Origin of the sequence: Niastella vici, assembly GCF_002077945.1 — a bacterium.
In the GTDB taxonomy this organism is placed as follows: Bacteria; Bacteroidota; Bacteroidia; order Chitinophagales; family Chitinophagaceae; genus Niastella; species Niastella vici.
Genome location: NZ_LVYD01000085.1, coordinates 1 through 14,058, shown reverse-complemented (window position 1 = coordinate 14,058; position 14,058 = coordinate 1). Strand labels below are relative to the sequence as shown.

The following is a 14,058-nucleotide window of genomic DNA, read 5'->3' as shown; positions in this document are numbered from 1 at the left end:
CAACAAACAAAAAGCCCCCGGTGTAACGGGGGCCTTTTTATAAACAATCTTTTAGTTATTAGGCTTTCTTCGCTAACGCCGGTTTTTGGCCCGGGGTGGTTCCTGCCTTTTGAGCGGGAGCGGGTTCACCCAGCGGTTTATCCTTGGCAAAGTCGATCAGGATCGGCGCTGCCACAAAGATAGAGGAGTAAGTACCGGTAATAACACCGATCAACATGGCAAAGGCGAAACCTTTGGTTACCTCGCCACCTACCAGGAACAGGATCAGGATGGTAAGGAACACGGTGAGCGACGTCATAACAGTACGGCTCAGGGTGTCGTTGATGGCTTTATTAAGAATGGTGGTTTTATCGGCCCCATGCATGGTATGGCTGTACTCACGTATACGGTCGTACACGATCACGGTATCATTCATCGAGAAACCGATCACCGTCAAAATGGCCGCAATAAAGTGCTGGTCAATTTCGAGCGGGAAGGGCACAATGTCTTTCAGGAACGAGAACACTGCCAGGGTTACCAGTACGTCGTGCAGCAGGGCTACAATGGTTCCCACTGAATATCTCCAGTCGCGGAAACGGATGAAGATATAGATGGCGATGATCAGCATTGACCAGAAGGTAGCCCATTGGGCGCCTTTCTTAAGGTCATCTGAAATGGTGGGGTTCACCTTATTACTACCTTCCAGCAAACGGCTATTGAAATCCTGCGGCGTGGTACCCGCGGGTAAATAAGCTTTCAAACCATTGTATAAGGTGCCTTGAACGGCCGAATCAACAGTGATACCGGTTTCAGCTACGCGGTAGTTGGTGGTAATGTTCAGCTTATCGGGGCCGCCATACGTTTTGATGGTGGGCGCTTCGCCAAACACTTTTTCCAATGCATGTCCGATCTCTTGTTCATTTACTGATTTACCAAAGTTCACTACGTAGCTTCTACCACCGCTGAATTCAACTCCATATTTAAAACCATGGAAGAAAGAAGCCACACCCAGCAACAATACTACTGCCGAAATGCCGTAGGCAACTTTGCGGTACTGGATGAATTTGAAAGCGGCGTGTTTGAAAATGCGTTTTGATAAACCGGTAAAGTATATGAAGTGTCTGTTCTTATTAGTATAGAAATCAGTAATAAGGCGTGATACCAGGATACCGCAGAACAACGATAACAGAATACCGAGGATCTGGGTGGTAGCAAAACCTAATACGGGGCCTAAACCATAAATGAACAGGATGATCGCTGTTAACAGGGTGGTAATGTGCGCATCGAGCACCGGGGGTAAAGAACGCAGGTAACCGGCTTTAACCGCCTGCGCGTAGGTATTACCTTTCGACAGTTCTTCCTTGATGCGCTCAAAGATGATTACGTTGGTGTCTACCGCCATACCAATGGTTAACACCAAACCGGCAATACCGGGTGCTGTTAAGGTGGCATTCAGGGCGCTTAATACCCCAATGGTAAACAACAGGTTTAATATGAGGGCGATGTTGGCTACAATACCGGCGGTATTATAATAAACCAGCATCAGGCCGAATATTACGATAAAGGAGATCCCGAAGGCCATAATACCACCGTTTACGGCTTGTGCACCGAGGGTAGGACCAACCACCTGCTCCTGAACGATAACGGCAGGCGCTTCGAGCTTACCGGCTTTCAGGATGTTGGCCAGGTCATTGGCTTCTTCCACAACCAGTTGCTGGTTCTTAGAGCCACGGCCCATGGTAATTTGTGAGTGACCGCCATCGATCTTTTGCACTACGTTGGGAGCGCTGTAAACAATATCGTCCAGTACAATGGCGATGGGTTTGCCTACATTCCGCTCCGTCATACGGGCCCATTTTTTAGAACCGATGGGGTTCATTTCCATGGCAACGGTCACTTCATTGGTAACCTGGTTAAACTCCTGGCGGGCATCTTCAATAGCATCGCCTTCGAGTTCAGCGCCCTCTTTACCGGGAAGTGTTTTCATGGCATACAGGTTCACCACGGGAAGCAGTTTACCTTCAGCATCGCGGCCCTGTTTTTCCCAAAGGAATTTGATGTTGGCCGGGAAATTGTTCCGTACAGTTGGAATGTTCAGGTATCTATTTACAGTGGCGGTATCGGCTAACATGGTATAACCCAATGCAGAGGGGTAATTTACTTTACCGGTTTGCTCATCCCTTGAGGGTTGCAGGAACCTTACCTTGCTGATCAGGAGATTTTTGCTGGAAGCCGAAGTATCTTTTACAGCCACGCCGTTTGAGTCTGTTTTGGTGGCAGCCATATAGTCGTCGAGCGCTTTGGCAGCATTCACCACAGAGTTTGACAGCTCTTCCAGGGTATATACTTCCCAGAATTGCAGGTGGGCTGTTGCCTGCAGGTATTTACGAACTCTTTCCGGATCGCTGGCGCCGGCCAGTTCAACCGTGATGATACCTTTGTTTTCATCGAGGTTGATGTTGGGTTGGGCAACGCCGAATTTGTCGATACGTTCGCGCAGTACCTGAAAGGTTTGTTTCATGGCGGCGGTGGCCTGGTCACGAAGGTAGTTCAGTACCGTGTTGTCAGAAGCGGTTCCGCTCAGTTTGTTGTTGGCACTCACGAACAGGGGGGCCAGTTTAGCGCCCGGGTTCTGCTCGCGATAGGCGGCGGCAAACAGATCGATAAAGTTCTGATCACTGGTCAGTTTCTTTGTTTTCGCATTGGCGATGGCTCTCAGTAACTGCTGATCTTTTTGGTTGTTAGCCAGGCCTTTAATAAGACCGTCGAGGGCTATGTCCATAGTTACGTTGATACCGCCTTGCAGGTCAAGACCCAGCAACAGCTCGCTTTCTTTAGCTTTCTGATAGGTTTGACCCCACCAGGTAATTTTTTTGTCATGTGATGCAGTCAGCAAGCTATCGTTATAAGCGGCGCGTGCATTGTCCACGGTGTCCTTGTAATAGGCCCGGGCTTCGGTGTTGGTGGGGTACTTCTGGGCAGGAGTAAGAGGATAGGTCCGCTTAACATAAGCATCTGCTTTTTTACCAATTTCTTTTTCATGCTGGTTTACGAACCAGGTAAAGGAAAGCTGGTATAAAGAGATCAAAATCAAGAGACCTGCAAAAATGCTAACCAGTGCTCTCATTGGATTGTATCGTTTATTTTTTTAGAGTTGGCAAAGATAGTGTTTTCGGTCAGAAACAATAGGGTTACACGTTACAAGTTACGCCCCTTATGCCGATTTTATGGGGGTTTCACGGGGTTTTGGGGTCAGAAACCAGGCGGGCGACATTGAAAAATGACGTATTTGAGGGCAAATTGACTTTTCTGGCTATATGTTTTCCCGCTCCGGCGACCGGTTTGGGATCAAATTTTAGAAATTCTGCATTTTCAAATTAACTACTTTTGCGGCACAAAAAACTATCAACTAATAATTAGTATGCAACTTTCATCCCGTTTACAGTTATTCAACGAGCCGGAAACTTTGAAGATGGCTAAGTTGGGCCGTGAATTGCGCGCCAAAGGTATTGATGTGATCGACCTGAGCCTGGGCGAACCCGATTTTGATACGCCTACGCATATTAAAGAAGCTGCCAAGAAGGCGATTGATGATAACTACAGCCACTATACACCAGTTGCGGGTTATCCTGAATTGCGTGAAGCGGTTTGTACCAAGCTGAAGCGTGATAACAACCTGTCATATAAGCCTGAAAATATTATTGTTTCAACCGGCGCCAAGCACAGCCTGGCCAATGCTGTTTTTGCTACGGTGAGCAAAGGCGAAGAAGTGATCATCCCTACGCCTTACTGGGTAACTTATTCAGAGATCGTGAAACTGGGCGAAGGTGTGGTGAAACTGGTACCTACTTCTATAAAGAACAAGTACAAGCTTACGCCTGCCGAGCTCGAAGCTGCCATCAGCGATAAAACGCGGCTGTTCATTTTCTCATCGCCCTGTAACCCCAGCGGCAGCGTGTACAGCAAAGCCGAGCTGGAAGGCCTGGCCAATGTATTCCGCAAATTCCCGAACTGCTATATTCTGAGCGACGAAATTTATGAGTACATCAATTTCGTTGGCAAACACGAAAGCATTGCACAGTTTGAAGACCTGAAAGACCGCGTTATTGTATTGAACGGTTTAAGTAAAGGTTTTGCCATGACCGGTTACCGGTTAGGTTACCTGGCCGCTCATCCTGATGTGATCAAAGGCTGTGAAAAATTACAGGGACAGTTCACCAGCGGTACCAACAGTATTACGCAGCGTGCTGCTATTACAGCATTGACTACCGACCTGAAGCCTTCTTTCGAAATGACCAAAGAGTTCGAGCGTCGTAAAAAACGCGTTATCGAGCTTATGAACGCCATTCCCGGACTTACCTTCCCCGAGCCCGATGGTGCGTTCTATGTATTCCCAACCGTTAGTTCTTTCTTTGGCAAGAGCGATGGCGAGGAAACTATTAAAGATGCCGATGACCTGTGTATGTACCTGCTGAACAAAGCGCACGTAAGTACCGTTACCGGCCGTGCCTTTGGTGAGCCCACGGCCATCCGTATCTCTTTTGCCAACAGCATGGAGAAGATCGAAGAAGCCTGGAAGCGCATTTCAACTGCACTGGCGAAACTGAAATAAGCATACAAGCTTATAAAAGTATATAATGACCCCGGTAACAGGTATGTTGCCGGGGTTTTTGTTTTAGGTACCCGGCGCCGGTGCTACTATTTAACTGCAGTTGCGCCTGCATTACGTTCATCGTTTGGTAATGCTGTTCGGCAATGCGCGATAGTATGCTTCCATAACATTTAGTGTCAATACGACAAATACGGCGTTGGTATTAGTTTTTACCGTATATTTAAGGGCACAAAATGAGCGCTTCCAATGAAAAGATCCCTGTTTGCTATTACCATGCTTGCTGCCAATGCCGTATTGGCCCAACCAAAAGATTATCCCGTTCATTCAGTTAATTTTACTGCCGTTCAGTTTACCGATAATTTCTGGCTGCCCCGGATGAAGGTGAACCACACCGTGACCATCCCCGCTTCCTTTGCCCGTTGCGAAAGCACCGGCCGCGTAAAGAACTTTGAAATGGCCGCAGCCCATACCGGAAAGTTCTGTACCACCTTTCCTTTCGATGATACTGATATTTACAAAACCATTGAGGGCGCTTCCTTTTCGCTGAGCCTGTTCCCCGATAAAAAGCTGGAAGCCTATATTGATTCCCTCATTGATATAGTGGCCAAAGCACAGGAGCCCGATGGCTACCTGTACACTGCCCGCACCATCAATCCGCAGCAGCCCCATGCCTGGGCCGGCGCCGAACGTTGGGTAAAAGAACGCGAGCTTAGCCATGAGCTGTACAACAGCGGTCATTTATACGAAGCGGCTTATGCCCATTATTATGCAACCGGTAAAAAGAACCTGTTGAATATAGCCCTGAAAAATGCCGACCTGGTATGTTCAGTTTTTGGTCCCGGTAAAAAGCATGTAGCCCCCGGTCATGAGATCGTTGAAATGGGCCTCGTAAAACTGTACCGCATTACCGGCAAACCCGAATACCTGAATACAGCCAAATTCTTTGTGGAAGAACGTGGCCATTACAATGGCTACGATGTAAAAAGTAAAGACTCCTGGAAAAACGGTTCTTACTGGCAGGACCAGATTCCCGTTGTTGATCAGCGCGAAGCAGTGGGCCATGCCGTTCGGGCAGGCTATTTGTATTCGGCCGTAGCCGATGTGGCGGCCCTTACCGGCGATGAAAAGTTGTTACAGGCTGTTGATAGTATTTGGCAGAATATGGTAAGCAAAAAGATCTATGTACAGGGCGGGCTCGGCGCTATTCCGGCCGGTGAACGCTATGGGGAGAATTATGAGCTGCCCAATGGCACCGCCTATAATGAAACCTGTGCCGCCATTGCGGGCGTGTACTGGAATTATCGCATGTTCCTGCTGCATGGCGATTCCAAATATATGGATGTGCTGGAGAAGCAATTGTACAACGGTTTGATCAGCGGCCTCGGCCTCGATGGCAAATCCTTTTTCTATACCAATGCCATGCAGATCACCAACCATTTTTCGCACCATGCGATGGAACCCGAGCGTTCGGGCTGGTTCGATTGCTCCTGCTGCCCCACCAACCTTACCCGGTTGATCCCATCAATTCCGGGTTATGTGTATGCACAGAAAGCCGATGCGGTATATATTAATCTGTTTGTATCAGGCAAAGCCACCATGCAGGTGCATGGCAAGCCGGTGCAAATAGTACAACAGAATAATTATCCCTGGGAGGGGGCGCTGAGCTTTACGGTAACGCCTCAGAAAACAGATGCCTTCAGCCTGCTGGTGCGTATCCCGGGCTGGGCGCGTAATGAAGCCATCCCTTCCAACCTGTATGCTTTTAGTGATAATGTGACCAGCCAGGTCGCCATCTCTATAAACGGGCAACCGGTTGAGTATACTATTGAAAAAGGCTATGCTGTAATAAAGCGCACCTGGAAGAAAGGTGATGTGCTAAAGGTTGACCTGCCCATGGATGTGCGCCGGGTGGTAGCCAATGAAAAGGTAAAAGACGACCAGGGCAAGGTGGCCCTGCAACGCGGACCACTGATCTATTGTGCCGAATGGGCCGATAACAATGGCAAAGCCGCCAATATCCTCATTCCATCCAATGCAACGTTCCAGGCCCGGTTCCAACCCAATCTGCTGAATGGCGTGGAAGTGCTGCAAAGCGAAGTGCCGGTGATCACAGTTGATGAAAATGCGCAAACGGTATCAACCAGTCGAAAAACACTGACCGCTATTCCCTATTATGCCTGGGCCAACCGCGGCAAAGGGGAAATGATGGTATGGTTCCCGGTAAAAGTGAAAGATGTTGAAATAATAGGCGAACAAACCTTACAACCGATAGAAAACAAGTAACCCCCAACCCCCCTGAAGGGGGGAGAAAGAACCGGTAACAACTTTATAACAAGGGTGAGTCTTCCTTACAGAAAGATTCACCCTTTCTTACTTCTTATATCTTAATTCTTACTTCGGCCTTCCGCTGGCACAGATTTTATTTATTGAAATAAGTAGTACCATAACTATTTCTTCCAATTATAAAAATGTCACCAATGAAAAGCGGAACGATGCGATCAGTGATGAATGTAAACTGGTTTACGGTAGCGCCCGGCATCTGGGGCGTGCGCGATGGGTATGTAAACATGTATTTCATTCATAATGCTGTTGAAAAAAAATGGGTGCTGGTCGATGCCGGCCTTAAGCGCTCAGCTTCGAAGATCAAAGAACTCGCCGATAATCTTTTTTGGCCCGATTCAAAACCTGCTGCCATTATTTTAACCCATGGGCATTTTGATCATGTAGGATCGGCCATGGAGCTGGCGCGGGAATGGGACGTGCCGGTATTTGCCCACCTGATGGAATTGCCCTATCTCACCGGGCTTTCGGCCTATCCGCCCGCCGATCCCTGGGCCGGGGGTGGACTGGTATCGGTGGTTTCGCCGGTATTTCCTACGGGGCCGGTCAACATCAGTGATCATATCCAATTGCTGCCACAGGATGGCAGTCTGCCATTCTTACCTGATTGGAAGTACATTCATACGCCGGGTCATTCGCCGGGGCATATCAGTTTGTTCAGAAAAAGAGACCGCGTATTGCTGGCCGGCGATGCCTTTGTAACTACCCGCCAGGAATCGGTTTGGTCGGTGATGACGCAAAGCAAGATCCTGACCGGGCCACCCCGGTACTTTACCTACGACTGGCCGGCAGCTGCCCGCTCGGTACAGGAGTTGGCTACGTTGGAACCGGAAACAGTGGCTACTGGGCATGGACAGGTGATGAAGGGGGAAGAAATGCGGAAAATGCTCCACAAACTGGCCGATAATTTCAGGGAGCTGGCGGTGCCGGTACATGGCCGGTACACTAAAGAAGCGGCGGTAACCGACGAGGGCGGGGTAACCTATGTGCCGCAGAAGATCAACCGGTTAACGCCGGGCGTAGCTGTGGCCGCGGGGGTAGCGGTGTTGGCGTTGACGGCGTGGTTGGTGTACCGGGGCAGGAAGAGCAATGCGCTAATCAGCTGATTTCATTCCTGTGTTTCCAGCACCAAAGCATTATGTATTTTAATTACCTGCGGTATAATGGCCTGCTGTTCATCATTATAAATAACAAAATCGCATAAACGCATTTTGATCACTTCCTGTATCTGTTTGTTCATGCGGGCCAGTACCTGGTCGCGGGAGGAACCGTCGCGTTTCATGGCGCGCAATATTCGTAATGGAGTAGGGGCCGAAACGCCAATGATGTAATCGTATTGGTCCTGGGTGCCGCTTTCAAAGATGATGGCTGCTTCCTTGATGGCGTAGGGAGTGGTTTGTTTGTGCATCCATTGTTCGGCGTCCTTGATGGTGGCCGGGTGCACCAGGGAATTCATGAATTCCAGTTTTTCTTTATTGTTGAATACCTGGCTGCCTATATACTGACGGTCGAGCTGGTTGTTTTTGTAAGCAGAAGGGCCAAAATACGCTACAATCTGTTGCCGTACCTGCTCATCTTCATTCATGATGCGGCGGGCGGCATCGTCGGCATAATACACGGGAATGCCCATGGTTTCAAATACTTTGGCAACGGTGCTTTTGCCACTGCCAATACCACCGGTTAGGCCAATTCTTAAAGTCATATGAGCAAGTTAGGAAAATACCCCCCAACCCCCTGAAGGGGGAGTTAATAAATTCCATGATACATTAGCGCTTGCTATAAGCAAGCCGATTGACGACTCTTTCCGGGACAAAAAAGAGGCCCCGATAGGGGCCTCTGGTATTTTCCATCCTCCCCTTTAGGGGGCAGGGGTGGGAATTATTTTGCTGGTGTAGCAGCAGCAGTAGTGGCTTTATTCACGTTTGCTGTCATCTCCATAGAGATGGCGCTTTTTTCCACTTTCATATAGCTGCCGGGGCTGGTTTCCAGGTCGAAGGTGCCATCTACATTGATCTTTTTCACTCTGCCATGGATACCGGCAATGGTAACCACTTTATCGCCTTCCTGTAAATTTTCCTGGAATGATTTTGCCTGTTTTGCCTTTTTGGCCTGCGGGCGGATCATGAATAACCAGAATACGAGGATCATACCAACTAACAGGACGAGTTGCAACACTCCTCCGTTACCCTGGGCCTGCAGAAAAATAACTAAATCTGTCATTGTTATTGAAATTTGAAAATTTGTTAATTTGACGTACTGCCAATTACCTATTTACTGGCGGCTTTCTCTACTTCAACATCAAAATGCACCTTATGGTTCTGGGTGCCCTTGGTATTGGCATCTATAAAAATATCCTTGCTGTTATGTCCTTCCTTGCCCTCGCTGTTAAAGGTAGCCTTTATGACTCCTTCGGCGCCCGGCGCTATAGGTTCTTTGGGCGGTTCGGCGGCGGTACAACCGCAACCTGGCCGAACGCTCCGGATGATCAGGGGTTTATCGCCTGTGTTCTTGAAACGGAAAGATACATCCAGTTTTTGTCCTAAGGTGATCTTACCGTAGTCTTTGGTTGAATCGATCCATTCAATCGTCGTGAACTTGGTGCTGTCAAACGCTTCTTTGGGCAGTTCTGTAACACCCGAAGCCGGCGTTTTGTCTGCATAATCACAGCCAACAAAAATGGCTGCAGTGATCAGGGCCAAAAAGTATTTCATCAAGGATAAATTTTTGCAAATCTAATTAATGGATGCCAATCAGGAAGGTTTATTCGCTGATGGCGATGCCGGCGCCGCGTTCGGGGTAAAAGCTACTTTATTCATTTGATTATCCCGTACCAGGTCCTTATGAATATTATCCAGGATCCCATTTACAAACTGGCCGCTTTGCTGCGTACTGTATTCTTTGGCCAGGTCAATGTATTCATTAATGGTAACCTTGGGCGGAATGGTTTCAAAGAACAGGAATTCACACACGCCCATCCGCATCAGGATCATATCGAGGGCGGCAATACGGTCGGGGTCCCAGTTCTTGAGTTTGGGTTTTATATATTGAAGCGCCAGTTCTTTTTTCTCAAGTGTGGTTTGCAGCAGGTTTTTGGCAAATTGCCATTTTTCCTTGCTCAGCAGTTCCTGAAAGTTGTAAGCTGCAGGTTTGTTCAGGAAGTTCTGCATCAGCACTACCAGCATATCGGCATCATCGTCCCAATTCGAAAAATACTCTTCTATATAACTGGTAAATGTTTCGTTTGGTAACAACAGGGTATCAAATATGAACTCCAGCATCTCTTTCTCCTCTTTCTTATCACGGCCCTGTATAGAGATATATTGCTGGTATTTTTCCGATTCAACCAGTTCAAGGTAGATTTTACGCAGCAGGTCTGCATCTATCAATTGTTCAGGTTTATCGTCTTTTACGGCTTGTTTGTAGGAAGGATGATCAAGGATCTTCCACAACAATTCATTACCGGCAAGCTTGATGTTAACGTTCAGGTCTTCTTTGGTTGGCAGGTGTTTGGAGGCGCGGTTGCGGGCGTCTGTTTCCGCATAGCGGGCCACCTCAGTGAGAAAATGGATCAAATAAATAAAAAGCTGCCGGGTTTGATCAAAATGCTTCTGTAAAATTTTCACGGTGTCAACAGGCTTGGAAGGCATTTCTCCGCCTGATTCTGCAACCTGACTTTCTACAGAATAAATGGTTTGCATAACCTTCACACGAATAATTCTTCTACTGATCATCTTGCAAGAACTTGTTTTTGAGGGCACAAAGCTATATGATTTACGGGGTACCCCCAAAATCGTGTTTATGAACTTTATCATATTCTCCATTTCTTGTTCAACGATAGCATTTTAGAGAAAGGGGCCGGTTGCTGCAAAAATGGCACATGGGTGAACAATCGGGCTGCCCGGTTGTTTGAGTTTCTGCCATAGTTTGCCAAAAACGCTGAAAAAATGACCTGTGGGGAAGGATTGGTATAAAATTCGTTTACTTTTGCCGCCCGGCTTTTTTGGCAGGGATGACCAACACTTGTTGGAAAATTCATATCCTCTATTACATCATCTAAAATCAAAAATTAATACACTATGGCTAAGAAAGTAGAAGCGATAAACGTTACCCCGCTGCATGACAGGGTAATTGTTAGACCAGCTAAAGCGGAAGAAAAAACCGCCGGTGGTATCATTATTCCTGATACTGCTAAAGAAAAGCCTCAACGTGGTACGGTTGTAGCTGCCGGTCCTGGTAAAAAAGATGAGCCGGTTACTGTTAAGGTTGGGGATATCGTTTTATATGGCAAATATGCCGGTACCGAGATCCAGATTGAAGGTGATGACCTGCTGATCATGCGTGAGAGCGACATCCTGGCAATTGTTTAAACCTCCGACTTTATATTTAATACGTAAAAATTCAAATTAACCAAGATATGGCAAAACAACTTTTCTTCGATATTGATGCCCGTAACAAGATGAAAAAGGGTGTTGATACACTGGCCAATGCCGTTAAAGTGACTTTAGGTCCCAAAGGCCGCAACGTGGTGCTGGAGAAAAAATTCGGTGCTCCTTCAGTAACTAAAGATGGTGTTACCGTAGCAAAAGAAATTGAACTGGAAGATCCCATTGAAAATATGGGTGCACAAATGGTAAAAGAAGTTGCTTCTAAAACCGCTGATATTGCCGGTGATGGAACCACAACTGCTACCGTTCTGGCACAGGCTATCATCAGCGAAGGTTTAAAGAACGTAGCTGCTGGTGCTAACCCCATGGATTTAAAGCGTGGTATTGATAAAGCTGTTGAAGCTGTTATCGAAAACCTGGCAGGTCAATCACAAACTGTAGGTATCGACAGCAAAAAGATCCAACAGGTAGCTTCTATCTCTGCCAACAACGACGAAAACATTGGTAAACTCATCGCCGAAGCTTTCTCTAAAGTAGGTAAAGAAGGTGTTATCACTGTAGAAGAAGCAAAAGGTACCGATACTACTGTAGAAGTGGTTGAAGGTATGCAGTTCGACCGCGGTTACACTTCTGCTTATTTCGTTACCAACAGCGAAAAAATGCAGGCTGAACTGGAGAATCCTTACATCCTGATCTATGACAAAAAGATCAGCGCGATGAAAGATATCCTCCACATTCTGGAGAAAGTAGCACAAAGCGGCCGTCCTTTACTGATCATTGCAGAAGAACTGGAAGGCGAAGCACTGGCTACCCTCGTAGTGAACAAACTGCGTGGTACCCTGAAGGTGGCTGCTGTAAAAGCACCAGGCTTTGGCGACCGTCGTAAAGAAATGCTGCAGGATATCGCTATCCTTACCAAAGGTATCGTTATCAGCGAAGAACAAGGTTACAAACTGGAAGGCGCCGACCTCACTTACTTAGGCCAGGCTGCTTCTATCACTATCGATAAAGACAACACTACTATCGTAGGTGGTAAAGGTAAAAAAGATGAGATCACAGCCCGCGTAAACCAGATCAAAGCTCAGGTTGAAGTAACTACTTCAGACTACGATAAAGAAAAATTACAGGAACGCCTGGCTAAATTAAGCGGTGGTGTAGCTGTACTGTACGTAGGTGCTGCAACAGAAGTTGAAATGAAAGAGAAGAAAGACCGCGTTGATGATGCACTGCATGCAACCCGCGCTGCGGTTGAAGAAGGTATTGTACCTGGCGGTGGTGTAGCTTACATTCGTGCAATTGCCGGTTTAAATAAACTGAAAGGTATCAACGAAGATGAGAACACCGGTATTGCAATTGTAAAACGTGCAGTTGAAGAGCCGCTGCGTCAGATCGTTGCCAACTGCGGTATCGAAGGAAGCATCGTGGTACAAAAAGTAAAAGAAGGGGAGAACGATTATGGTTTCAATGCCCGCACTGAGAAATATGAGAACCTGCTGCGCGCCGGTGTAATTGATCCTACAAAAGTTACCCGTATTGCATTGGAAAACGCTTCTTCAATTGCCGGTATGGTGCTCACTACTGAGTGTGTAATTGCCGACAAACCGAAGAAAGAAGAACCCCATGTACATGGCGGTGGCGCTCCTGGTATGGGTGGCATGGATTATTAAGAAATATGAAGTAAGAAGCAGGAGGTATGAAAATGCTTTCGGCACTTACCTCAAAATAGTATCCCGTTCGGTTATGCCGGACGGGATTTTTTTTTTGCGCTTGGGGGAAAGAGATGGGATGAGCGTGGGTGACCACGAATTCTGAAGGAAGCTGGCGGCAAACATTCGAGTTCACGAACAGGAACGGCATATAAAGCAAGGCATGGTGGGTGATTTGAAGATTGGCGCCTTTTTGTAGAGTTAAACAGCATCAGGAAATTGATAAGCATACAATGAAGCTAAAAATTCGTACCTTATACACAACTAAAATTGCCATCATGAAACATATAGCCTGGTGTTTGCTGTTGCTGAGCCAGTGCGCCCTTGGTCAAATAGCCAAAGAAGACGACCTGAATGACATATCCGGAAATCCTTATTTATTAAAAGACTGGTGCGAAGGGGTGGTGCGATTCACCAGTGGCCGTACCGTGAACCAGTTCAAGCTGAAGTTCGATTGTTTGAAGAACATGCTGCTGATGCAGTTCAACGGAAGTGCCTTTGCCGCTGAAAGCAAGGTGCAGGAATTTGTAATGTATCCCAAAAACAAGGACTCCCTGCTATTTCGCCGCGGTTTTCCGCAAACTGATAAAACATCAGAAAGCACGTATTTTCAACTGTTGTGGCAGGGTAAAGCCTCCCTGCTTCGCCTCCCTGCCCGGAATATTATAGAAGAAAAACAGATCGTCACGGTGAATGGCCGCATCAGCCGCCGCATGGAAGAAGTTGAATATTATTATCTCTATCAAAATGGCGCCCTCACGCTGTTACCAGCCGACCGGGTTGCCCTGCCTGAGCAATTTTCCGATAAAAAGCAACCGGTTGCCGAGTTCATCGCCGCTCACCAGCTTAAAATGCACAGCCCGGATGATTTTGTGCAGGTGGTGAAGAAGTATAATGAGTTGCTGGCGGGGCAGTAAAGGCTGAATAAAATAAGAAATAATAAAGCATTCCTCCCGCGGTGAGGAATGCTTTATTGAACAGGTTCCCCCTTATTCCCTGATTTGCCGGGGTTACATTGAGCGCAACTTAAAAAGTA

General features: G+C 47.3%; 12 protein-coding genes. 6 read left to right on the top strand and 6 right to left on the bottom strand.

Going from position 1 to position 14,058, the window contains the following annotated elements; genetic code table 11:
- Positions 1-58: 58 nt before the first annotated feature.
- The gene (gene secDF, locus A3860_RS33500) at positions 59-3,106 is read right to left on the bottom strand and encodes a protein translocase subunit SecDF (protein ID WP_081154889.1); all 3,048 of its coding nucleotides are present in this window, start codon (positions 3,104-3,106) and stop codon (positions 59-61) included.
- A 294-nt stretch (positions 3,107-3,400) separates the two neighbouring features.
- Here secDF and A3860_RS33495 point away from each other — a divergent pair, with 294 nt between their 5' ends.
- From A3860_RS33495 to A3860_RS33485, 3 genes are all read left to right on the top strand, one after another.
- Complete coding sequence (locus tag A3860_RS33495; protein ID WP_081154888.1) at positions 3,401-4,591, top strand: pyridoxal phosphate-dependent aminotransferase; 1,191 nt, start codon at positions 3,401-3,403, stop codon at positions 4,589-4,591.
- 246 nt (positions 4,592-4,837) lie between these two features.
- The gene (locus tag A3860_RS33490) at positions 4,838-6,874 is read left to right on the top strand and encodes a glycoside hydrolase family 127 protein (protein ID WP_081154887.1); all 2,037 of its coding nucleotides are present in this window, start codon (positions 4,838-4,840) and stop codon (positions 6,872-6,874) included.
- Positions 6,875-7,068: 194 nt separating this feature from the next.
- Entirely contained in the window at positions 7,069-8,037 is a 969-nt protein-coding gene (locus A3860_RS33485; RefSeq protein ID WP_081154886.1) for an MBL fold metallo-hydrolase, read from the top strand.
- Between the two features lie 2 nt (positions 8,038-8,039).
- On the opposite strand, the gene coaE is transcribed toward A3860_RS33485, so the two are convergent.
- The 5 genes from coaE to A3860_RS41775 form a co-directional block, all read right to left on the bottom strand.
- Positions 8,040-8,633, bottom strand: a complete 594-nt coding sequence (coaE, locus tag A3860_RS33480; protein ID WP_081154885.1) for a dephospho-CoA kinase — start codon at positions 8,631-8,633, stop codon at positions 8,040-8,042.
- 176 nt (positions 8,634-8,809) lie between these two features.
- Positions 8,810-9,151 (bottom strand): preprotein translocase subunit YajC, encoded by a 342-nt coding sequence (gene yajC / locus A3860_RS33475; RefSeq protein WP_081154884.1) that lies wholly within the window; start codon positions 9,149-9,151, stop codon positions 8,810-8,812.
- A 47-nt stretch (positions 9,152-9,198) separates the two neighbouring features.
- Positions 9,199-9,642: a DUF1573 domain-containing protein gene (locus A3860_RS33470; protein ID WP_081154883.1), complete on the bottom strand. Its 444-nt coding sequence runs from the start codon at positions 9,640-9,642 to the stop codon at positions 9,199-9,201.
- Between the two features lie 39 nt (positions 9,643-9,681).
- The gene (nusB, locus tag A3860_RS33465) at positions 9,682-10,662 is read right to left on the bottom strand and encodes a transcription antitermination factor NusB (RefSeq protein WP_081154913.1); all 981 of its coding nucleotides are present in this window, start codon (positions 10,660-10,662) and stop codon (positions 9,682-9,684) included.
- 77 nt (positions 10,663-10,739) lie between these two features.
- Entirely contained in the window at positions 10,740-10,967 is a 228-nt protein-coding gene (locus tag A3860_RS41775) for a hypothetical protein (RefSeq protein ID WP_081154882.1), read from the bottom strand.
- A 40-nt stretch (positions 10,968-11,007) separates the two neighbouring features.
- Here A3860_RS41775 and A3860_RS33455 point away from each other — a divergent pair, with 40 nt between their 5' ends.
- The 3 genes from A3860_RS33455 to A3860_RS33445 all read left to right on the top strand — a co-directional run bounded on the left by A3860_RS33455 (position 11,008) and on the right by A3860_RS33445 (position 13,939).
- Entirely contained in the window at positions 11,008-11,298 is a 291-nt protein-coding gene (locus A3860_RS33455) for a co-chaperone GroES (RefSeq protein ID WP_081154881.1), read from the top strand.
- A gap of 47 nt (positions 11,299-11,345) precedes the next feature.
- A complete protein-coding gene (gene groL, locus A3860_RS33450; RefSeq protein WP_081154880.1) occupies positions 11,346-12,983 on the top strand; it encodes a chaperonin GroEL in 1,638 nt (545 codons plus the stop codon).
- A 317-nt stretch (positions 12,984-13,300) separates the two neighbouring features.
- On the top strand, positions 13,301-13,939 hold the full coding sequence (locus A3860_RS33445) for a hypothetical protein (RefSeq protein WP_143774395.1): 639 nt from the start codon (positions 13,301-13,303) through the stop codon (positions 13,937-13,939).
- The last annotated feature ends 119 nt before the right edge of the window (positions 13,940-14,058 follow it).